Here is a 21,113-nt window from a genome sequence, read left to right as displayed (position 1 = left end):
AGTTTTTCTCAAGAGCGACGATCCAATCATTATTTTTCCCATTCATTTCATTAGCCAATTATTTAAAGGAGCATAAAAAAATGGCAGCAGGCTTTTTACATGGCGTTGAAGTTATCGAGTCCGATGACGGTACGCGCTCACTTCGTACGGCTCAATCAGCAGTGATCGGAATTGTGGGCACGGCACCAGATGCGGATGCGGGGGCATTTCCGCTCAATACCCCGGTTTTGGTTTCTGGTTCCCTTTCACAAGCAGCAAAGCTTGATAAAACAGGCAAGCGGCGAGGCACTTTACCCAATGCTCTTGATCTGATTTTCAAGCAAGTGGGTGCTATTGTTGTCGTTGTGCGGGTGAAGGAAGGCGATAACGAACACACAACCCTCGGCAATGTTCTTGGAGGTGTTAATGCCAATGGTGCTTATGAAGGTGTCCATGCTTTGATTGGAGCGCAATCCATTGTTGGACAAACACCACGCATTTTAATTGCCCCAGGCTTTACACACAAACGTCCAGTAACTCTTAGCAAGATTAATGTTACGAACCAAGGCAGTGGTTATAGTCGAGCAACGGTTAAAATTACAGGTGGTGCTACAGCAAAGGCGATTATTTCAGATGGAAAAATCACGTCTATTGTTATTAAGGACAATGGTACTGATTACCAAACATCACCAAGTGTGACAATTGAAGGTGACGGGGCAGGTGCGACAGCTAAGGCTGAAATCAAAGCAACGTCTAATCCTGTAGCCGCGGAGCTTCTTGGCATTGCAGAGCGGTTGCGTGCCATTGTGGTTATTGATGCACCAAACACGACAGATGAAGCAGCTTTTGCAGTCGCAAAGGATTTTGATTCAAAACGTGCGATGATTATTGATCCCTTTGTCACTGTGAATCGTGATGGAAAAATTCTAGCAGAACCAGCGAGTGCAGCAGTTGCCGGTGTTATTGCTAAAACAGATTTCACCCACGGCTTTTGGCATTCTCCTTCCAATAAAGTCATCAATGGGATTGTTGGTATAGCGCGCCCAATTGATTTTTCCATTGGTGATAGATCTAGCCGCGCGAATCTTCTTAATGAGCAAAATATCACAACCATTATCCGCGAAAATGGCTACCGCTTGTGGGGAAATCGTACGCTTTCAAGCGATATAAAATTTGCTTTTTTATCGGTGGTGAGAACTGCGGATATGATTAACGATGCCATTTTGCGCGGACATTTGTGGGCTGTCGATAGGAATATCAAAAAAACCTACATGAGTGATGTGAGCGAAAGCGTCAATGCTTATTTGCGTGATTTAAAAGCACAAGGGGCAATTCTGAGTGGACGCTGTTCTCCAGATCTAGAGCTGAATACAGCAAGCGCTATCGAAAGCGGAAAAGTTTATTTCAATGTTGAATTTACACCAACAACCCCAGCAGAACATATCACTTTCCGTTCGCGAATTACTCATGATTATTTAGAGGAGATTGCTTGATGGCTGTACCAACTTTACCAAGGATTTTGAAATATTTTAACATTTATGTCGATGGCATTCCTTATCAAGCAAAGTGTGAAAGCGTGACTTTACCGAATTTGAATCTCGTTGTTGAAAGTTACCGTGGCGGCGGCATGGATGTGCCCATTGAGTTGGATATGGGACTTGAGGTTTTAACACTGACCATGACGATTTCTGATTGTTCTCCAGAGCTTATGGCGCAATTGGGACGGTCTGATGTTGACATCTCTTTGCGAAGTTCGATGCAAGCGCAAGGCACACCAGCAGAAGGGGTTGCGATCACTATGCGAGGGCTTTGCAAAGGCTTTGAAATGGCAGAATGGCAACCAGGCAGTAAAGCGACTTCTACAGCGACATTCACATTGCATTACTTCAAATATGTTCAGAAGGACGTTGAGATTGTCGAAATAGATGCGATCAACATGGTGAGAAAATTTAATGGTGTCGATCAATTAGCAAAACACAGAGAATTTTTAGGATTATAAAAATGGCAACACAACCAAGCATTACCCATCAATTACTTGTTCCCGTTAAATTTGAAGGAAAAGAACACACAAAAATCACTTTACGGCGTGCCAAAACAAAGGATTTGCAAGCGATTGATAAAAAGGAAGGGATCGAGCAAACGATAGCAATGATCGCGCGTCTTTCTGAATGGCCATATGAAGCGGTTGGAGAACTGGATATTGAAGATTTGTCGAGCATTGGAGAAATTTTGGAATCTTTTATCAAGCGGCGGGATATCTCGACTGGGAAACCGCCGCTAAACTCATAGCAGATATTGCCATTGTTTTTCACTGGTCACTTTCAGACATGCTGGAAATGGAACCACAGGAGTTAATCTTTTGGCGCAAGAAAGCCGCAGAAAGGTATAAAACAAAATGAGTAAAAAAGTTGCTGATGCAAAGGTAAAATTAACGCTTGAAGATAAAATCACTGCACCTCTTAAACGTGTACAAAAGAAGTTTAGAGAGTTGTCAGAGAAATTATCGCATAAATTGAGTGTTCCTCGTTTTTCTGCTGCGGTAACAAAGATGACGGCAAGCCTTAAGGGTGTTCAAGGCGCCCTTAGCACTGCGGCAAGTCGTACAGCGGTCTTTTCTGGTGCTTTAGGTATTGCTGGTGGTGGTTTGGTGGCAAGTTTAACTGCTGTCACTGTGAAAACCATGCATATGGGGGATAGTCTTTATCATGCGTCACGGCATTTAGGCATGAGTGTTGCAGCGCTTCAGTTATGGGGCGATGCAGCAGACAATTCGGGGACTTCTGCTGAACTCTTTCAACAATCTTTAGCAGTGTTAAATAGACGTTCTGCACAAGCATATGCTGGGCAACGAAGAGGCATGATGGGATTTGAGGCACTTGGTATTTCTGTCAAAGATGCCTCTGGGAAACTTAAGTCAAATTCAATTTTGTTGGAAGAAATCACCGACAAGATGAGCAAGATGCACAATCAAGCACAAAGACAACAGATTGCGGCTCTGCTTTTTGGTGGGGATGGGAAGGAAATGGCTGCTATGCTCTCACAGGGCATGGGAAAAATCAAAAGTCTTTTTGCAGATGCGCGAAAAGGAAAATGGATGATAGGTGCCGATGTCGCACGCTATGCAGCAGATTTAAGTGATAAGCTTGGTGCTTTTAAGAGTCAATTAGGAGGAGTTGCCAGTTTTATCGGGGCGCGTTTCATGCCTATTATGAGTGATTTGATTGATGCTTTTTCCGCATTGATTGATGAAAACCGAGAACTCATTCAAACAACTGTTTCTCAATGGGCGAAAACTTTAAAACAAGTGCTTAAAGATTTGCGTGATCCTACTTCTGATTTAAGACAGGGCATCGCAGATATTACCGAGAGAATAAAAGGCTGGTTTAAGTGGATGGAGCCGTTGATTGGTGAAATCACTCTCTTTAAGATAGGTCTTGTGGCACTTAGCGCATTCATCTTTGGACCACTCATTGCATCGTTAGCTGCACTTGGAGCAGCGTTTGTCACGCTTGGTTTTACTATAGCAACGATGCCTATAGGCTGGATAATCGCCGCAATAGTAGCGCTTGCGGTTTCTTGGTATTTTCTTTACAAGCACTGGAATAAAATCATAGCGTCTCTTGGTGCGTTATGGAATTTTCTCGCAAATACAATCAGCGGATTTGTTGATTGGTTTTGTGGGCTTAGTTTGGTCAAAGCAGGCGCTAACCTGATTAGTGGGCTTTGGGAAGGCATGAAAAGCGCATGGCAGACAATGTACAATTGGCTTAGCGGTGCGGTTAAAAAATTGACCAGCTGGATGCCAAATTGGATGCAAGAAAAGCTAGGTTTTAGCGCTACAATCAACGAAAATTCAACGGAGACTATTAAAAATCTTACTGAAGAAACTAGTGCACGCGTAAAGAGAATAGCCGATGCAACAGTTGTTACCAATACTCCACCTAAACAACAAAACAGTAATCGCTCAATTGAAACGACAAAAATAAAAACTGAAGCTATTAACATTTCTGAACCAATCATGGTTCATAAGCCTTCTGAAATAGATGCTTCTATCACGATTAGCAATTTGAATATTTCGGGGGGAAGTGGCTCTCCCAGTGACATTCATGCTGCGGTCAATCAAGCCCTTGAACGTCATGCTAGACAACAGCGCTTAGCGATTGCTTCGAGTTTTTCGGATTAATTGTCATGATGTTGGCTTTGGGACACTTTATTTTTTCGGTGGAAACGGCAGCTTATCAAAAACTTGATCTGTTTTACGATGTTCCATGGGTTGAGCAGGGGCGCTTGGGGAGAAAAGCCGCACTGCAATTGCCAGCCGTTGCAAACGCAGAGTTTTCCCTAACAGGTGTGGTGTATCCAGACTTTAAAAGTGGGACTAGACAGCTAGAACAATTGCGGCGGATGGCGCATAACGGTGCACATATTCTTGTGACGGGACAGGGGAGAATTTTAGGGAAATTTGTCATTCTTTCTGTTGAGGAAAAGCAAAGCTTTTTCCATAAAAACGGTACTCCAAAGAAGCAAGAATTTACCGTGAGATTAAAAGAATACGGAGAAGATGGAGGGGGTTGGTGAGTGATCTTTACGTAACCAAAGAGGGTGACATGGTTGATGCCATTTGCTGGAAATATTATCCCAAAGGTCAGCAAGCCCTTGCCGTTGAGCGTGTTTATGCTGCAAACTATGGTCTTGCAGATTATGGAGCAATCTTAAAAGCAGGGATAACGATCATTTTACCTTCTCTCCCTTATCCAAAAGCCACACCAGTGATCAGAATCTGGGGAAGCAAATGAAGCCTTTTTGTAAAGTGATGGCTAATGGTAAAGACATTACAAGCTCTTTAATGGATTATGTTTTGTCGATTGAAATTACCGATGAAGCAGAAGAAAAAAGCGACCGCATCACCATAGAGCTTGATGATCGTGCAAGGGAAAATGATAATGGCTTTCTTGATATTCCTTTGATTGGGACAGTTCTTTCTGTCACTCTTGGCTATGCAGGGGGAGTGATGCGTGATATGGGAACCTACTTGATTGATGAAATATCGGTAAGCAGCCCACCGCAAAGTCTCAGTGTTACAGGGCGTGCTGCTTCAATGAACACCTCCTACAGAACACCCAAAAGTCAATCTTATCACCAACAAACATTAGGCAGTATTATCCAGGAAATAGCACAGCGCAATGGCTATACAGCAAAGGTTGATCCCACTCTTGCCAAGATTGTTGTGCGTCACATTGACCAAACAGCGGAAAGTGATATGGCTTTTGCTGCACGCCTTGCCGCAGAATATGACGCTGTTGCAAAGCCTGTTGATGGGAAACTTGTGCTTGCCAAGCGCGGGTTTGGTAAAGCCATAACGGGTGAGCCACTTCCTATCGTTTCCATCAATGAGAAAATGTGTAGCTCTTGGGATTTTAAGTACAGCGCACGTGAGGAAGCAGGGGCAGCTAATGGCTTAGAAATAGATGTGGGTGACGATCAAAAAGCGGCTGCCAATGCACGAGCACCAGAAGAAATCGGGGAAGATGAAAACTTTATCCATATGGATGAAGGAGAGATAAGCGAAAGCTCTACATCACTGAATCTAAAAGAAACAGAACAAACACGTGAACAAGAGGAAGAGAAAAAGGGTGGTGTTCTTGCTGCTTATTATGATTTACGCAGTGGTGAGAAAAAAGAAGTCAAAGTTGGGAATGCACCCTTTCATGAATTAAAATATACCTATCATAATCAATCAGAAGCGGTTGCAGCTATTGCTTCTTATCGTAATAAATCATCACGTGGGAAATCAGTCTTTTCGTGTAGCATGGGTGGGAATCCTCTCATTCAAGCAGAAGCAAAGCTTGTTCAAGAACCGCCACTTCGACCTTATATCCCAGCAGAATGGCGCATCAAAAGTGTTAAGCACAAATTTGATAAGATAGGCGGGTATATCACAAACATAGAATGTGAACTCTTTGATGGAGCACAAGAAGATGCTGCGGGAAACGTCGCAAATACACTGCCCGATAAGGATGACATGATTGATCCCAACGCTCCACCTGACGCATCATATGATGAAGACGAGAACACTATTCATATGGATAAGGAAGATATGTGAGAGAACGAGCTAAGAACTATAAAGGATTTCATTTAAAATAAAAGTGAGTAATCGCTTGAAAAGCTACTATCTAGATTTGACTATTCTAAATTTAAAATAATTTCATTACTCGCAAAATTAAGCACATTAAATAGAAGTTAGAGCATGTTGAAAAATGTCATGCAGATATGCGTTTGAAAAGATAGCCATTTTACAAAAGGCGTTATTCATTTTTGATTTAAACCATGACAGTTTTTTGCTCAATACCATTATTGAAATTGAAAAATACGAATGTGTCCGTTTAGAAAATAATTTGTTGAAACAATCCTCACAGAAAATGGTGTCTTACAGATTTTTGCTGCTTAATAAGCAAATAACAAGTAAAATAGTGATAATGCTATTTCTAATTATCGCTATTTTAAATCTCTTTGTATTATTGTGGCTTTTTAAATTTAGATGAATCTGATTTATTAGATGAATACCACTCAGTTAATGAGTTAAAATAATTTTGACACTGATTATTGAGGATACAAAATGAGTCCACAAGCCTACAATAAATTGTTTGAATCAAATATCAATCGCTCATTTAAAATAGGAAGTTTAAAATGATTAATACTATTAAATTAGAAACTATTTTAAAAGATTCACAATATAAAATAACTCAATTTACTCAAGAACAGATAAAAAAATTGGAATCTAGAATTATTGCTAAAGAACAAAAAGATAAAATAGTTTTTTTTATTAATTGTAGTATTAGAAATAAAGAAATTAAGCTTACTCCTGAAGAAGCTATTAGACAACTTTATTTATCAACTTTAATGGATAAATATAACTATCCATTAGATCGCATAAAGGTTGAACATGTTATTAATTTTGGACGTGAAGAAAAACGTTCTGATATTGTTATATTTGACAAAAATAGTATTACATCACCATACATTATAGTTGAATTAAAAAAACCAAAGCTTAAAGACGGCAAAGAGCAATTAAAATCTTATTGCAATGCCACAGGTGCACCTATTGGGGTTTGGACTAATGGAGATTCTATTTCATTTTATCATCGAAAAGATCCAAACTATTTTGAAGATATTTCATGTATTCCAACAGACAATGAAAAACTCTCAGATATTCTCAATAACCGCTATAATATTGACGATTTAATCTACAAAGACAAGTTAGTGAATGAACGGAAATCGCTCAAAGATCTGATTTTGGAAATGGAAGATGAAGTTTTGGCAAATGCTGGCGTAGATGTGTTTGAAGAGCTATTTAAGCTGATTTTTACCAAACTTTATGATGAAATGCAAAGCGGACGAGATAAAAGCCGTTATCTCGAATTTCGTAATAATGGTGACACGGAAATTGAGCTGAAAGTTAAAATTCAGCATTTATTTGAAAAAGCGCAAAGAAAGTGGGAAGGTATTTTCTCAGAAGATGCTAAAATTCAGCTTACTCCATCGCACTTATCTATTTGCGTGTCGTCTTTACAAGATGTAAAATTATTTAACTCTAACCTTGATGTAGTAGATGAAGCTTTTGAATACTTAATTAATAAATCCAGCAAAGGTGAAAAGGGGCAGTATTTCACGCCACGTTATGTAATTGATATGTGCGTAAAAATGCTCAATCCAAAGAAAGAGGAAACTATTATTGATACAGCTGCTGGCAGTTGTGGTTTTCCTGTGCATACCATTTTTCATGTTTGGGAGCAAATTCTCAAAGAAAAAGGTTTGCACAAAAACCATCTTTTTACCATAGAAGATAAGCCGCTGGAATGTATTGATTATGTTGTGAGTAAAGTTTTTGCCATTGATTTTGACGAAAAAGCCGTGCGTGTCGCTCGCATGCTTAACCTGATTGCAGGTGATGGACAAACCAACGTTTTACATTTCAATACTCTAGATTGGGAACGTTGGGACGAAAAAACCGAAGATGAAAGCTGGCGCGATACCTACGGAACAGGTTGGAAGGGTTTACGCAAATTGCGTAAAGAAAAAAACCGCAATCGTGATTTTCAGTTTGATGTGCTAATGGCAAATCCACCATTTGCTGGGGATATTAAAGAGAGCCGCATTTTGGCAAAATATGAATTAAGCAAAAATTCCAACGGCAAATATTCAACTAAAGTTGGACGAGATATTTTATTTATTGAACGCAATTTAGATTTTTTAAAAGACGGCGGGCGTATGGCGATTGTATTGCCACAGGGGCGTTTTAACAATAGCAGTGATAAAGCTATTCGTGAATTTATTGCCAAACGCTGCCGTATTTTGGCTATTGTAGGCTTACACGGCAATGTTTTTAAACCGCACACAAGCACGAAAACCAGCGTGTTGTTTGTGCAAAAATGGCACGATAAGCTTTGCCCTAAAGTAGAAGATTACCCAATTTTCTTTGCCACCATGCAAGAATCAAGTAAAGATAATAGTGGTAATAAAATATTTGTCCACAACGCAGATGGTACGCCTGTTTTAGATAGTCATGGTCACTTAATCGTTAAACATGATTTATTTAATCACGATGGGCTAACTCAAGATGGTATTGCTGAGGCCTTTATAGAATTTGCTAAAAAAGAGAAACTGTCTTTTTTGGGAAAGGATTAAGCCCCTTTGATAACTTAAGATATCAAAAGTTATTGGAGGGGCTAGAAGTTAGTGAAGTCCTACTTAGCCATATAGATTTAGGTGACCGTTTTGATGCAGAATTTTTTGCTAAATCTGATTTAGAAATTGAAATAAAGTTAATTAAAAAAAAATCTGTTGAATTACGCACATTAGGAGAGTTTGTTGCTAGTGCATTTTATCCGTCGGCTACACACTTATATGAAATTGGGAATACACCATTTATTCGTTGTGTAGATTGCGTTAATTTCCCAGTCATTACTCAGTATCAGAACGATTTATTTGAAAAATTGCCGATGTCGTTCATTACGGAAGAAAAAGGGATAAATTTATTAAATAAGAATGATATTGTTATTACCAAAGTTGGAACACCAAGCTATGCGAGTATTATTTATGAACACGAGCAAGTAGCATTATCTCGAACAGTTTTAGGTATGCGAAATATCGAAAAGGTTGATCCATTATACCTTTTAATTTTTTTGCGTTCTAAATATGGTTTTTCTCAGTTACAAAGACATAGGGAATTAACAATTCAGTATCAGCTCACTCTTGAACGAACTAAACGAGTATTGGTTTATCTTGCAAGCAAAAATATTCAGCAGGAGATTGCTAATTTAGCTAAGCGTTCTATTGAATATTTGACAAAAGCAAGATTAGCAACATTAGAAGCAGAAAATTTGCTGTTAAACTGTTTGCACTTGAGTGATTTTACTCCTCCACGACAAACAGTTAATATCAAGCTATTTTCTGAAAGTTTTAGGTCTTCAGGGCGGTTAGATGCAGAGTTTTACCAACCTAAATATGATTACCTGATACAACAATTAGCAAAAAGTGAAAATGCTATGTTAAAAATGCTTGTTAAAATCAAGAAATCTATTGAGCCAGGTTCAGCGGCTTATGATAAAAATGGCTTGCCATTTATTCGTGTATCAGATTATGATAAATTCCAAATTACTACACCTGCGAAATATCTTTCAGATAATTACTACGCAAAAAATAAGATGTTATTGGAAAATTTAATGCCGAAAAGAGATACGATTTTATTTTCCAAGGATGGTACAATCGGGATTGCTTATTTATTGACAGAGGATTTAAAAGGTGTAACTTCTGGAGCAATTTTGCATTTAAACATTAAAGACAAGCGAGTTTTGCCAGAATATTTAACGCTTGTACTAAATTCTCCTGTTGTACAGATACAAGCTGAACGTGATGTAGGTGGTTCAATTATTCCACATTGGCGAAAAGAAGAAATTGAAAATGTAATAATTCCAATAATTTCAATGGAAACTCAGATCAAAATTGCTACCCTAATCAAGCAATCTAACCGCTTGCGTGCAAAATCTAAAATTTTATTAAAACAGGCAAAAAAAATTGTAGAATTAGCGGTTGAGCAAGATGAAAATACTGCTTTAAAATTCATATGGGAAATGCACCAATCAGCGTCGTATAAAAAGGATAAATTATGAAATTATCTAAGACGGTTATGAGAGAGCTGGAACAGTTTTATATGTTTTAAAGTTTTGTATAATTGTTACATAATAGCCCAGCTCAGATTATGTTTAAAAAGCAAAGGCATTTGAAGGATTAACATGTTCTGATGGTTTGTTTGGTCTTCAAGAAGCAGCAAAGGTATTGGAGGTACGACCAAAGGATTTAATTGATCACTGACGTGGCAATGACTGGGTTTATTGTCGTATGTCAGCGGGACGCTTATTGCCTTATCAGGACAAAATTAAAAAAGGTCTTATGGATTGCCCAACTATTACGATTCAAAGACCTGATGGTACAGAAAAAGTCCTTCCTTCAACAAAAATCACCACAAAAGGATTGGCATGTTTGAGAGAGCAAATCCACGGAGGTGTACAATGAATACGAGTATCGACTCTTTGTATAGTTTGTGGATGGCACTGTTTCAGATTTGCAATAGTGATAGCGCTATGGAAGATGAGGAACATAATGTTTTGGTTAACACCATGGGCGTAGTAGAAAAAGCTTTAGTTTTAAAGCTTGAGAAAGAAGCTCCACACATTATTAAGATGTTAGCAGTTCTCACAAATTTTGGTGTTTCAGAGTTTTCTTACCTTCTGAAACCTTTGTTGAAGGCATATGATCCAAACTTAAAAAGCTCGCTTAAGAAAGTGGCTTAATCTTATAATGCAGCTTATCGTTTTCCATTGTTAAAGATGGGAACAATTAATTTTAAATGTATCAATCAGCTCCGCGTTTTGCGGGGCTTTTTTTATGGAGGGAAAAATATGCGAAAAATATCCAAAGAAGGGTTTGCTCTCATTAAACAATGGGAAGATTTGCGCTTGCAATTTTATCAAGATGCTACCGGTATATGGACAATAGGTTATGGTCATACAAGTAACGCTGGAAAGCCTTTTGTACATAAAAGTATGAACATCACTGAAAGAACAGCAGAAGAGATTTTATTTCAGGACTTAAAACAATTTGAGAAGGCTGTTGATCAAGCAGTTGCCGTCTCTTTAACTGATGCGCAATTCGCAGCGTTAGTATCCTTTTGCTATAATAATGTAGGAATAAAAGCGTTTTGCAATTCAACATTGCTCAGAAAGCTTAATAAGGGTGATTATGAAGCAGTGCCATTTGAATTACAGAAATGGACGAAAGCAGGGGGAAAACGTCTGCAAGGTCTTGTAAACCGCCGTGCAGCAGAAGCAGAGGGTTATGGGCTAAGGGCTCTTATGTTTGCTCAAATTATCAGGCAGTAGAAACAAAAGAACCAACAGGTTTTATCAAAGCAGAAGCTTTAGCACCGATTATAAGTTCTTTTTCAGGGCTTGGAGGCTTATTAGCGGGCAATGGTCCAGTTCAATGGGCATTCGCTGTTATTATGGTTTTAGCGGCATGTGCAGGTGTTGTTTTTGTTGCCAAACGTTTTCGTGAGCAACGTTTATGATCTGGCGGATAAAGAAAAATCTTATACTCATTGTAGCAGCTTTAGCTGCTTTTTTTATGGCTATAGCAAAAGCTTTTTACTTTGGAAAAAATTCTGAGCAGCAAAAGCAAACAAAGAAAGCTTTAGAAGCAGCAACAATACGACTTGAGGTGGAAAATGAGATTAACAAGAAAAGTGATGTTGATGTGCGTGCTGAGCTTTCTCGCTGGGTGCGTGATGAATGAACGTTCAATGTGTGTTGGCTGGATGCTAATTTACTTGGAAAAGCAAGATGTTACGGCAATTAGTTCTGGTTTAGCAAGAGACATTTTAAAGCATAATAAACAAGGGGAACATTTGTGTGGGTGGAGACATGGCCAGAAGAAAAATTGAAAAAATTACAGAGCTAACGGATGCAGAAAAAGAGATGCTTCAAGAGATGATTGTCATTTACCAAAGTGTGAAAATGATGTCTCGCTTTATGAAATGGATCGCATTCATCATTTTTCTATTTATTCTTGAATTTTCGCGTCTCATAGAAGCAATGGATAGTATCTTTGCACATCTAAAGCAGTGGTTTTCAAAGAGTTAAAAAATAAAGATCAAAAAATTTTATTTTATGTTTAACTACCTATAAAAATATAAAATACTTAATTAATATATTAAGTTTGCAATATTATACATATAATTAAAAGTAAAAATAATAATATAAAATATTATTTATTAATAATTAAAATTATATTTATATAATATTGCAATTAATTCCCATAAAATTAAAAAATATAAATAAAAATATATTATTATTTTATAATTTATTGTAAAATATAAATAAGATGTAATTGTTTAATCTTATTTAATACGAAAAAATCTTGATTCAATACTTCATGTTTGTTCGTCCTTAAAATCTCCAAGCAGCAAAGCTGTGCTTTAAAATATGAAAAAGTGTGAAGCAATAATGGATATAATTCATTCAGAAACATTAAAATTGACCAATCCTGTCACACCAGCTTCTCCTTATATTGGCGGTAAAAGAAGATTGGCTAAAACCATTGTTAAAATCATTGAAGACATTCCTCATGATGTTTATGCAGAACCTTTTGTTGGAATGGGTGGGATTTTCTTTAAGAGAAAATTGATTCCATCTGCTGAAATCATCAATGATTTTTCAGGCGATGTAGCAAATTTTTTCCGAGTGGTGCAACGTCATTATCAGCCATTTATGGATATGCTGAAGTTTCAGATCAGTAGCCGTTAGGAGTTTCAACGCTTTTCTCGACAAGACCCAAATGATTTAACTGATTTAGAGCGTGCTGTTCGGTTTTTATATCTACAACGATTGAGTTTTAGCGGTAAGGTGACTAAGCGCACGTTTTGCGTTGAAACGAGCCGTAGCGCACGATTTAATTATTTTAAAGTTGAAGCGTTATTAGAGCTTATTTACCGCCGCTTGGCAGGGGTTACAATTGAAAATTTAAACTGGCCAGACTTTATGCTTCGCTATGATAATCCAAACGTCTTGTTTTACCTTGATCCGCCTTATTGGGGTATTGAAGGTTATTACGGCAAGGATTTGTTTAAGCGTGAAGATTATCAGACGATGGGCATGATTCTTGCGCAATTAAAGGGGAAGTTTCTTCTCTCTTTAAATGATGTACCAGAGATCAGAAAAACCTTCAGTCAATTTAATCTAAAAGAGGTTGCTACATCTTATACATGTGGCGATTCAAATAACGCTATTGCTAAAGAGTTGGTCATCACAAATTGTGATTTTTAGAAAAGAAAAAAACCTTCTTCACGGGAATTTAAAAGTCCCTTTTAAAAAATTAGGTTGATACAAACCTAGTTTCAAGCAACATCAAAAAGAAATATTGATTCGTAATTTTCTATAGTACGGTTCCACCTGATAGCACTATAACGACATAACGAAAGGTGGTTTAGCTTTTTTTCAATTTTTAATAACCATTTGAAAAATAAGGAAAAATTGCCATATGGTTGGTGCGGACGGCGGGACTTGAACCCGCAAGGTCTTAGACCGGCAGATTTTAAGTCTGCTATGTTTACCGATTTCATCACGTCCGCGATGAAGGGTCCTTCATAAGCTATATTTTTTATTGAATCAAGAATTAATAATAAGTTATTTTTAAAGTAAATTTTTATTGGTAATCACTGATTTTATAGCTAAAAGAAATTTATGTAATATTGATGAAATATGAAATGATTTGTTTTAATGAGTGAATTTATTCAAGATGTAACTAGAGCTACAAGTGCTTTGCGTAATGTGTTTGTTGAAACACCATTGCAAAAAAATGACTTTCTTAGTCAAAAGTATGACGCCGACATTTATTTAAAACGTGAAGATTTAACGCCTGTGCGATCATATAAAATTCGCGGTGCTTTTAATTTCATTTCGGGAGTACTGGGGCAGACTTCTGAAAATTCTACATTCATTTGCGCATCAGCGGGAAATCATGCGCAAGGTGTCTCTTTTGTTTGTCGGTATTTTAAACGTAAAGGCGTGATTTTTATGCCGGTGACAACTCCGCAGCAAAAAATTGATAAGACATGCGTTTTTGGTAAAGAGTTTATTGATATTCGTTTAGTTGGGGATACCTTCGATAAATGCTATGAAGCTGCACGTGCTTATGCTGCTGAAAGTGGTGGTATTTTAGCTCCACCTTTTGATGATATTCGCGTTATTACAGGGCAGGCGACAGTCTTGTACGAAGCTGCTTTGCAATGGGAAAAATTGAATGGAAAAAGCGAGCCAGATTTAATAATTGTGCCTGTAGGTGGAGGTGGTTTAGCAAGTGGTGTTAGCATGTTGCTACATGAATATGGTTGGAAAACAAAGATTCGTTTTGTTGAGCCCCAAGGAGCTGCAAGCCTATTGGCTTGTTTAAAAAGCGGAAAACGTGTTAAACTGGAAAATATTGATACATTTGTAGATGGTGCTGCTGTAGCTGAAATTGGTGCGTTAAATTACGAAATTTTGAAAAAGTTTTCACCAAATTCTGTCATTACAGCGCCTGAAAATCGTGTTTGTTCGACAATGGTTGAAATGCTTAATGTTGAAGGCGTAGTTCTTGAACCAGCGGGTGCGTTATCGATTGATGCTCTTAACAGTATTCCTTCTCATGAATTGCAAGGCAAAAAAATTCTTCTCGTTATTTCAGGTGGAAATTTTGACTTTGAGCGTTTACCAGAGATTAAAGAACGTTCTTTGCGCTTTCAGGGATTAAGAAAGTATTTTATTTTTAGCTTTCCACAACATCCTGGTGCTTTGCGCCATTTTCTTGCTCAATTGTCACCGGATGATGATATAGTGCGCTTTGAATATTTAAAAAAATCAGCTAGAAACTTTGGTTCTGTGTTGATTGCAATTGAAACAAAAAAATACGATAATTTTTGTCTTTTAGAAGAAAAATTTAAAGTGTTAGGTTGGCGCTATCGTGATATTACTGATGATAAAACGTTGTTTGACTTTGTTATCTGAGAAGATGATTTTTTGTTAAAATAAGAGATATGAAAATGAAGTTGACTTTTTATTTTATGGTAAGTTTATTTTTGTTTTTTAACATTAGTGAACAAAGTTTAGCATCTGAGTTTACAACAACACAAAAGACTCATCTTTTGAATTTAATTGTTGATGTGAATAATGCTGTAAAAAATAGAAATTTTGAAACTATTTCTGCTCATATGCCTAGCCGAATTTATAAAGAAATGGCTCGTCGATTAAATACAACAGAAGATAATTTACGCCATAGTTTTCTTGAACATTTGCGTGCCCAATTTAAAAATTTACCTTCTGATGCTTACCATTTGGATGACAAAAATATAGATTATTTGAAAACTGATAGTGGTACTTTTTATGCGTTGATTCCAACTGTGCTTGAGACAAAAGATCGCATTATTCAATATAAAACTTTGGCGATTTTTGATAAAAACCAATGGCATTTAATCTATGGAGGTCAGAAAGCTGTACAAAATCCAATTTTCCTCGAAATTTATCCTGATTTTAGCAAGGTTCATTTACCAAAAGAAACAGTAATAAGCAAATGAGTGGTTAAAGCATTCTTATTCTTATTTAATAAATATTTTTTTATGCTTGCTTTTTTTCCTAATCCAATGATACTGGAAAAAAGTGTTTAACTTGAATGATCCGCTTTTTATAAGTTGGATCTGTGTGCTCGTTTGATTTTATGTTTTTTTTATAGGATGCGTGATCACAATTTTCAGCGCTGTTTCCAATAATCTAAAATATTAAAATCCTTATTATGCAGATTCTCAAATAATGAGGTTCGGCATGTTGTTTATTTATTGTTGTTGAACTGAAGAAAGATGTTATTTTGGGCGTAATAAATAGAGATAATAGTTTTACAGAATTGGGTGTATCTGAACTTTTGATTAAAAATTTACTTATTTCTGGAATGAGTCAACCTAAACTTATTCAAGAGCAAGCTATTCCATTAATGTTGAATGGGCGCGATATTTTAGGTATTGCTCAGACAGGTTCTGGAAAAACTTTGGCATTTAGTTTACCTGTTTTGAGCCAAGTTTTGACTTTGGGAAATAAACGCCGTCCTAAAACTGCTCGAGCTTTAATTTTAGTTCCTACGCGCGAGCTCGCCGTCCAGATTGATGAAACAATTCGCCTTGTTGCAAAAGGAACGCATCTTTCAACATGTCTCATTTTTGGTGGGGTATCACGTTTAAAACAAATTAAACGTATGCAAGCAGGTGTTGATATTTTAATAGCAACGCCAGGTCGTTTAATGGATCTTGTTCATGAAAAATGTGTAGATCTATCTCAATCTCGATTTTTTATTCTAGATGAGGCTGATCGCATGTTAGATATGGGTTTTATTAATAATGTGCGACAAATTGCAAAACTTTTGCATAAAGAACGTCAAACAGCGCTTTTTTCTGCAACAATGTCGAAAGAAATTATTGCGCTTACAAGCAATTTACTTAATGATCCTGTAAAAATAGAAATTGTTCCTCAAGGAACTACTGCAGCTGAAATTACACAAAAATTGTATTGTGTTCTTACACGTGAAAAAAAGAATGTTTTAGGTCAACTTTTAACAAATCCAGATTTTTCTTCAGTTATTGTTTTTACTCGAACAAAACGCGGTGCTGATACGGTCACACGTAGTCTAGAAAAGATGGGGTATTCTGTTGCGACGATTCATGGAAATAAATCACAACATGCTCGGCAAAGTGCGTTAAGGGCTTTTCGTGAAAAATCAGTGCAAATTCTGGTTGCAACAGATATTGCTGCAAGAGGTATTGATATACCTCAAATAAGTCATGTTATTAATTACGATTTACCAGATGAAGCTGAAAGTTATGTCCATCGCATTGGCCGTACAGGACGTAATGGCGCATCTGGAGATGCTATTACGCTTTTTGATGAAACGGTGGAACGGGTGCGATTGCGTGCTATAGAGCGTTTGATTTGTATGAAATTAGTGCGTGAAGATATTCCAGAACAGTTTGCTGAGTTTCCAGAACAATTGTGTGGATCGAAAGATGAATTGGAAGATAGAAAAAAGAAAAATAGTAAAGGGCCGCATTTAAAGAAAACTAAACGTCAAAAGCAAGTTTTAAGAAAAAAAGATGGTGTTATACAACGACAGAAGGAGAAAAATTCTACATCTCTAAACGAAAGACATAAAAAAGCTAAATCGGCGGCAAAACATGCAAAATCACACCGTTTGCGCAAAACAGCGAAGAAAGCGGCTTAGATAAATTTAGTTTTAATTAGAGGTAAATATATTTTCCTGTTTTAATTTTTATAAAAAACAAAAGTAGTAATTTTTTTCGAAGCAATATTCATGGCGCTTTTTGATTTATAATGGAAAAGAAGCTATCGTTGATAAAAAATTGTTTCATATAACATGCAAATAGGTCGCAGTTATCTTACAGCCCAAACTACTGTTTTTTAGTGCTTTAAATGATTTTTATGAGATAAATTTCCAAATTCGATATTTTATACAAAACATTGTTCTTTGAATAAAAAACATTTCTCAATTATTAATTAAGCAGCAAACACTCCGAATCTACAATTCCAGTTCTCTTCTGTAAATCGCATAAAAAATTATGAGAATAAAAACCCAACTTATTATGAGTCTTAAAAAAAACTCTAATAAGTGGCTCCCCGGGCCGGATTCGAACCAGCGACCAACCGGTTAACAGCCGGTTGCTCTACCGCTGAGCTACCGAGGAATGGCTCACTACTTAACTATGCAAGCTATAGCAAAGCAATATTGATTTGCAAAGGGAAAAGTTGTTTTTTTTAAAAAAAAATCAAAAATTGTATAAGCATCAGAAAAAAGAGAAGAAGAAATTTCTATAGCTTGACGAATGAGCTGCCTTCCCTTATGGAGAATAATATATTTTTGGGTGAGGCCTCGTGGCAGAATGGTTTACGCAGAGGACTGCAAATCCTTGTATCCCGGTTCGATTCCGGGCGAGGCCTCCAGCCAGTTTTAATTAAAATGGCTTGCAGGGGGGTATATTTCAGAAAAATTTTTTCTTCTTAATAAAAAAGCTTTTATATTGGAAATAGCACGATACAATTAGAATTTAGTGTTGATTGTGGCGTACTTTTTTGCAAAACTCATTGCAAGAGGTTTCATCTCTTAATTATTGCTGCTTTTGCACGTTTCTTATTTGTATGTGAGGGAAAAATTGGTTATGATTGCAAATTTTGCAGAGCTTCGCCGCAAAATGGTCGACAATCAAATTCGTACGGTAGATGTGACGGATTTATCTGTTCTTAAGGCATTTTTAACTGTTCCGCGTGAGGATTTTGTACCAGAAGATCTGAAGGCTTTAAGTTATCTTGATACTGATGTGACTGTATATCCAGCGCAAAATGGGTCACCTGCGCGTTATTTAATGAAGCCTGCATCTTTAGCAAAATTATTACAGCTCGCGTCTATAAAATCATCTGATATTGTTTTAGATATTGGTGCCAATAGTGGATATTGTGCGGCATTGCTTTCAACATTTGCAAGGTTTGTGGTTGCGTTGGAAAGTAACAAAGCTCTTTCAGGGCAAGCGATTAAGATTTTAGAATGTCATCATTATGATAATGTTAGTGTCGTTCATGGTTCATTAGAAAAGGGGTATGCTATTGAGGGACCTTATGATGTAATTTTTATTGAAGGAGCTGTTGATTTTATTCCTAAAAATATATTTGATCAAATGAACGACGGTGGGCGTCTTGTTGTGGTTGAAGGACATGGAAACGCTGGTATTGCGCGTATTTATTTCAAAAAAGATGGGATTGTTTCAGTGCGCTGTGCTTTTAATCTTGCTGTAAAGCCACTTCATGATTTTTTAAAAGCATCTGATTTTGTATTTTAGTGTCTATTTTTGTAGATAAAAACATAGTTATAATAATTTTTAGGGGTTGTTGTTGTGTTCAAAATAAACAAAAAAATTCAAATATGTTTGTTGTTTATATCGGGTGTTTTGGGGTCAAAGTCAGTTTATGCAGAGACTTTGATGGATGCTTTTTCAAAAGCGTATATACAGAATCCTAAGCTGAATAATGAACGAGCAGCTGTACGCATAGCTGATGATGATGTAGTCATTGCACGTTCAGTATTATTACCACAAGTTGAAGGGACTGGTAATTATGGGCGCAGTAAACCTTTGATGGGTCCTTATAATACTTCTGGATCTATAGGAATAAGGTTAAATCAGCGATTATTTGACGGCTTTATTTCGCTAAATACATTTTCTTCTGCTCAGGTTAAGTTGCAAGCACAACGTGAATATCTTCGTAATATTGAGCAAAATGTATTTTTAGAAACTGTAACAGCTTATGCTGACGTATATAAAGCACGTCGTATTGCTGAACTTCGGAAAGAAAATTTGTCTGCTCTTGAAGAGCAAGTTCGTTCAAATAAAGCAAAGCTTGATGTCGGAGAAGGAGGGCGTGTTGATCTTTCTCAGGCGGAAGCTGCGCGTTCTGTAGCAGTTTCAGAACTTAGTTTGGCGCGTGCTGATGTAAAATCAGCAGAAGCTGTTTATAGACAAGTTGTCGGCTCTGATCCTGAAAAGTTACAACATCCAGCAGCGGCAAAAGGGTTGCCTATAAATCTCGATATTGCTCATAAAATTAGTGTTGTTATGCATCCAGCAATTCTTTATGCTAAATATTTAGTTGATGCAAGTTTTTATAATGTAAAAGCTAAAGAAGGAACATTGCTTCCTAAAGTTGATTTGTTCGCAACAACGTCCTACAATCGCATTTATGATGGTCCTGGAAAAGATGGGGTTTCTAAATCAGTGGGTTTATCATTGAGTGTTCCAATTTTTGAAGGTGGACGTACATCTGCACAAATTCGCCAATCGAGAGAACAACTAGAGCAAGCTCATCTACAGTTAAGTTTAGCTCAGAGCAATATAAGGCAAACACTTACTTCTGCATGGTTTCAGTTAGAGAGTGCTCGTGCATCAGTCATTGCTTATAATAATAGTGTTCGTGCTGCTAAAATTGCTCTTAAAGGACGTGTTCAAGAAAATCGTGTAGGACAAGCAACTACACTAGATGTTTTAAATTCTCGGACTCAGTTGATTAATGCACAAATTGCGCTTGCAATAGCAGAACGCAATGCTGTTGTTGCAAGTTATGGTGTTCAATCTTCCATTGGTAAGTTAACTGCAAATTATTTAGGTTTGAAAAATATTCAACATGTTCAATAAAGGTGTAGTTTAAACATTTTTTTATTTGCAAAAGGGCTATATAACAGTTTTTAGCGTTTTGGAAAGTATAACGGTTAAGGTTTATAAAAAATAAAAAAATTGTGTGTAGCATCATTTTCATGACAAAGAGGTGTGTTTATATCATAGACCTTTTACTTACATTAAAATATATTGATTCTGTTTGTTGTTGCGTCTCTTTGAAAGGTTTTAAGTATGGTACAGAGTTCAAGCGTGTTACGTGAGCCAAGTATGGATGAGATTTTGACATCTATACGTGAAATAATCGAGGAAAATGCAGTGCATTCTGATTATCTTTCAAATGAAGGGGTTGCAGTGAATAATGCTTCTATAGATCGTTCAATCGCAGCTTCAGAGAGTGTTTATGACGCGACATTATCAGTTGATGATGCGATGAAAGCTTTGGCTGATCGCATTGGGCTTTCTTCTGATAATAGGGATTTTTCTTCAACACAAGTACAAGAGAGTACAGAAACAGGAAATAATGCGATTGGTATGGATAAGCGAAATATAAAAAAAACTTCTGAAGAACAGCATATTTCTCAGAAGAAAGACGAGTTTAGTGGTGAGGAAGTTGTATCACAGTCAGAAAATATGGCTTCTGGTCATGTGGATCTGCCTGCATATTGTGCTTCTTCTGCAGAAAAAATTGCAAAGGATGTTTTGCGCCCAGCTATAGCTGAATGGTTGCAGGGTAAATTACCTGTTTTGTTAGAAGATATTTTACGTGAAGAGATCGTAAAGGCAATTAAGAAGACATCTTAATTATTTGTTCTATCATTATTTTTTA

At 36.9% G+C, this 21,113-nt stretch carries 19 protein-coding genes, 3 tRNA genes and 3 pseudogenes; 23 read left to right on the top strand and 2 right to left on the bottom strand.

Translation table 11 applies throughout. The features are described 5' to 3' along the window. The first annotated feature begins 80 nt into the window (after positions 1–80). From V4P55_RS03275 to V4P55_RS03200, 16 genes and pseudogenes are all read left to right on the top strand, one after another. Complete coding sequence (locus V4P55_RS03275) at positions 81–1,472, top strand: phage tail sheath subtilisin-like domain-containing protein (RefSeq protein ID WP_455474988.1); 1,392 nt, start codon at positions 81–83, stop codon at positions 1,470–1,472. Further along, complete coding sequence (locus tag V4P55_RS03270; RefSeq protein ID WP_455474738.1) at positions 1,472–1,978, top strand: phage major tail tube protein; 507 nt, start codon at positions 1,472–1,474, stop codon at positions 1,976–1,978. The genes V4P55_RS03275 and V4P55_RS03270 overlap by 1 nt, the downstream gene beginning before the upstream one ends. A gap of 2 nt (positions 1,979–1,980) precedes the next feature. Beyond that, entirely contained in the window at positions 1,981–2,268 is a 288-nt protein-coding gene (locus V4P55_RS03265; RefSeq protein ID WP_455474739.1) for a phage tail assembly protein, read from the top strand. A gap of 38 nt (positions 2,269–2,306) precedes the next feature. Continuing rightward, complete coding sequence (locus V4P55_RS03260) at positions 2,307–2,378, top strand: hypothetical protein (protein WP_455475118.1); 72 nt, start codon at positions 2,307–2,309, stop codon at positions 2,376–2,378. Next, the gene (locus V4P55_RS03255) at positions 2,375–4,162 is read left to right on the top strand and encodes a phage tail tape measure protein (protein ID WP_455474987.1); all 1,788 of its coding nucleotides are present in this window, start codon (positions 2,375–2,377) and stop codon (positions 4,160–4,162) included. Before V4P55_RS03260 ends, V4P55_RS03255 begins: the two co-directional genes overlap by 4 nt. 5 nt (positions 4,163–4,167) lie before the next feature. Then, the gene (locus V4P55_RS03250) at positions 4,168–4,557 is read left to right on the top strand and encodes a phage tail protein (protein ID WP_455474741.1); all 390 of its coding nucleotides are present in this window, start codon (positions 4,168–4,170) and stop codon (positions 4,555–4,557) included. After that, positions 4,554–4,775, top strand: a complete 222-nt coding sequence (locus V4P55_RS03245) for a tail protein X (protein WP_455474742.1) — start codon at positions 4,554–4,556, stop codon at positions 4,773–4,775. Before V4P55_RS03250 ends, V4P55_RS03245 begins: the two co-directional genes overlap by 4 nt. Then, complete coding sequence (locus V4P55_RS03240; protein ID WP_455474986.1) at positions 4,772–6,082, top strand: phage late control D family protein; 1,311 nt, start codon at positions 4,772–4,774, stop codon at positions 6,080–6,082. Before V4P55_RS03245 ends, V4P55_RS03240 begins: the two co-directional genes overlap by 4 nt. A 584-nt stretch (positions 6,083–6,666) precedes the next feature. Continuing rightward, positions 6,667–8,664 (top strand): N-6 DNA methylase, encoded by a 1,998-nt coding sequence (locus V4P55_RS03235; RefSeq protein WP_455474985.1) that lies wholly within the window; start codon positions 6,667–6,669, stop codon positions 8,662–8,664. A 32-nt stretch (positions 8,665–8,696) separates the two neighbouring features. Continuing rightward, positions 8,697–10,148 (top strand): restriction endonuclease subunit S, encoded by a 1,452-nt coding sequence (locus V4P55_RS03230; protein ID WP_455474984.1) that lies wholly within the window; start codon positions 8,697–8,699, stop codon positions 10,146–10,148. Positions 10,149–10,245: 97 nt separating this feature from the next. Beyond that, positions 10,246–10,551, top strand: a pseudogene (locus tag V4P55_RS03225) (phage antirepressor KilAC domain-containing protein); the annotation flags it as partial. Next, positions 10,548–10,829: a hypothetical protein gene (locus tag V4P55_RS03220; protein ID WP_455474983.1), complete on the top strand. Its 282-nt coding sequence runs from the start codon at positions 10,548–10,550 to the stop codon at positions 10,827–10,829. The pseudogene V4P55_RS03225 and the gene V4P55_RS03220, both read left to right, overlap by 4 nt. A 108-nt stretch (positions 10,830–10,937) precedes the next feature. Then, positions 10,938–11,605: pseudogene (locus V4P55_RS03215) on the top strand (lysozyme). Then, the gene (locus V4P55_RS03210) at positions 11,602–11,829 is read left to right on the top strand and encodes a hypothetical protein (RefSeq protein WP_455474982.1); all 228 of its coding nucleotides are present in this window, start codon (positions 11,602–11,604) and stop codon (positions 11,827–11,829) included. The pseudogene V4P55_RS03215 and the gene V4P55_RS03210 overlap by 4 nt, the downstream one beginning before the upstream one ends. A 128-nt stretch (positions 11,830–11,957) precedes the next feature. Continuing rightward, positions 11,958–12,176, top strand: coding sequence for a hypothetical protein (locus V4P55_RS03205; RefSeq protein ID WP_455474981.1), 219 nt, complete (start codon positions 11,958–11,960; stop codon positions 12,174–12,176). 363 nt (positions 12,177–12,539) lie between these two features. Further along, positions 12,540–13,358: pseudogene (locus V4P55_RS03200) on the top strand (DNA adenine methylase). A 219-nt stretch (positions 13,359–13,577) separates the two neighbouring features. Here the strand turns inward: V4P55_RS03200 and V4P55_RS03195 are convergent. After that, positions 13,578–13,663: transfer RNA gene (locus tag V4P55_RS03195), tRNA-Leu, on the bottom strand. A gap of 148 nt (positions 13,664–13,811) precedes the next feature. Between V4P55_RS03195 and ilvA the strand changes: the two genes are divergently transcribed. From ilvA to V4P55_RS03180, 3 genes are all read left to right on the top strand, one after another. Next, positions 13,812–15,077 (top strand): threonine ammonia-lyase IlvA, encoded by a 1,266-nt coding sequence (gene ilvA / locus V4P55_RS03190; protein ID WP_455474980.1) that lies wholly within the window; start codon positions 13,812–13,814, stop codon positions 15,075–15,077. 35 nt (positions 15,078–15,112) lie between these two features. Then, positions 15,113–15,643: a hypothetical protein gene (locus tag V4P55_RS03185; RefSeq protein ID WP_455474979.1), complete on the top strand. Its 531-nt coding sequence runs from the start codon at positions 15,113–15,115 to the stop codon at positions 15,641–15,643. A gap of 257 nt (positions 15,644–15,900) precedes the next feature. Further along, on the top strand, positions 15,901–17,331 hold the full coding sequence (locus V4P55_RS03180; RefSeq protein ID WP_455475117.1) for a DEAD/DEAH box helicase: 1,431 nt from the start codon (positions 15,901–15,903) through the stop codon (positions 17,329–17,331). A 406-nt stretch (positions 17,332–17,737) separates the two neighbouring features. Here the strand turns inward: V4P55_RS03180 and V4P55_RS03175 are convergent. Beyond that, a tRNA-Asn gene (locus tag V4P55_RS03175) sits at positions 17,738–17,812 on the bottom strand. A gap of 181 nt (positions 17,813–17,993) precedes the next feature. Between V4P55_RS03175 and V4P55_RS03170 the strand changes: the two genes are divergently transcribed. The 4 genes from V4P55_RS03170 to V4P55_RS03155 all read left to right on the top strand — a co-directional run bounded on the left by V4P55_RS03170 (position 17,994) and on the right by V4P55_RS03155 (position 21,088). Next, positions 17,994–18,068, top strand: a tRNA-Cys gene (locus V4P55_RS03170). A gap of 215 nt (positions 18,069–18,283) precedes the next feature. After that, the gene (locus V4P55_RS03165; protein ID WP_455474978.1) at positions 18,284–18,958 is read left to right on the top strand and encodes a protein-L-isoaspartate O-methyltransferase family protein; all 675 of its coding nucleotides are present in this window, start codon (positions 18,284–18,286) and stop codon (positions 18,956–18,958) included. 54 nt (positions 18,959–19,012) lie between these two features. Then, the gene (locus V4P55_RS03160) at positions 19,013–20,305 is read left to right on the top strand and encodes a TolC family outer membrane protein (RefSeq protein WP_455474977.1); all 1,293 of its coding nucleotides are present in this window, start codon (positions 19,013–19,015) and stop codon (positions 20,303–20,305) included. Between the two features lie 213 nt (positions 20,306–20,518). Continuing rightward, positions 20,519–21,088, top strand: a complete 570-nt coding sequence (locus V4P55_RS03155; RefSeq protein WP_455474976.1) for a DUF2497 domain-containing protein — start codon at positions 20,519–20,521, stop codon at positions 21,086–21,088. The last annotated feature ends 25 nt before the right edge of the window (positions 21,089–21,113 follow it).

It is taken from the genome of Bartonella sp. B30(2025) (assembly GCF_053793825.1).
Note: the sequence above shows the minus strand (reverse complement) of the source record. Positions and strands in the feature narration are given on the sequence as shown.

Bases quoted from the DNA above. Each gene is read 5' to 3' on its own strand.
- V4P55_RS03235 (WP_455474985.1), top strand. From the start codon at position 6,667: ATGATTAATACTATTAAATTAGAAACTATTTTAAAAGATTCACAATAT.
- V4P55_RS03205 (WP_455474981.1), top strand. From the start codon at position 11,958: ATGGCCAGAAGAAAAATTGAAAAAATTACAGAGCTAACGGATGCAGAA.
- V4P55_RS03265 (WP_455474739.1), top strand. From the start codon at position 1,981: ATGGCAACACAACCAAGCATTACCCATCAATTACTTGTTCCCGTTAAA.
- V4P55_RS03220 (WP_455474983.1), top strand. From the start codon at position 10,548: ATGAATACGAGTATCGACTCTTTGTATAGTTTGTGGATGGCACTGTTT.
- ilvA (WP_455474980.1), top strand. From the start codon at position 13,812: ATGAGTGAATTTATTCAAGATGTAACTAGAGCTACAAGTGCTTTGCGT.
- V4P55_RS03185 (WP_455474979.1), top strand. From the start codon at position 15,113: ATGAAGTTGACTTTTTATTTTATGGTAAGTTTATTTTTGTTTTTTAAC.
- V4P55_RS03210 (WP_455474982.1), top strand. From the start codon at position 11,602: ATGATCTGGCGGATAAAGAAAAATCTTATACTCATTGTAGCAGCTTTA.
- V4P55_RS03255 (WP_455474987.1), top strand. From the start codon at position 2,375: ATGAGTAAAAAAGTTGCTGATGCAAAGGTAAAATTAACGCTTGAAGAT.
- V4P55_RS03270 (WP_455474738.1), top strand. From the start codon at position 1,472: ATGGCTGTACCAACTTTACCAAGGATTTTGAAATATTTTAACATTTAT.
- V4P55_RS03165 (WP_455474978.1), top strand. From the start codon at position 18,284: ATGATTGCAAATTTTGCAGAGCTTCGCCGCAAAATGGTCGACAATCAA.
- V4P55_RS03155 (WP_455474976.1), top strand. From the start codon at position 20,519: ATGGTACAGAGTTCAAGCGTGTTACGTGAGCCAAGTATGGATGAGATT.
- V4P55_RS03275 (WP_455474988.1), top strand. From the start codon at position 81: ATGGCAGCAGGCTTTTTACATGGCGTTGAAGTTATCGAGTCCGATGAC.
- V4P55_RS03240 (WP_455474986.1), top strand. From the start codon at position 4,772: ATGAAGCCTTTTTGTAAAGTGATGGCTAATGGTAAAGACATTACAAGC.
- V4P55_RS03250 (WP_455474741.1), top strand. From the start codon at position 4,168: ATGATGTTGGCTTTGGGACACTTTATTTTTTCGGTGGAAACGGCAGCT.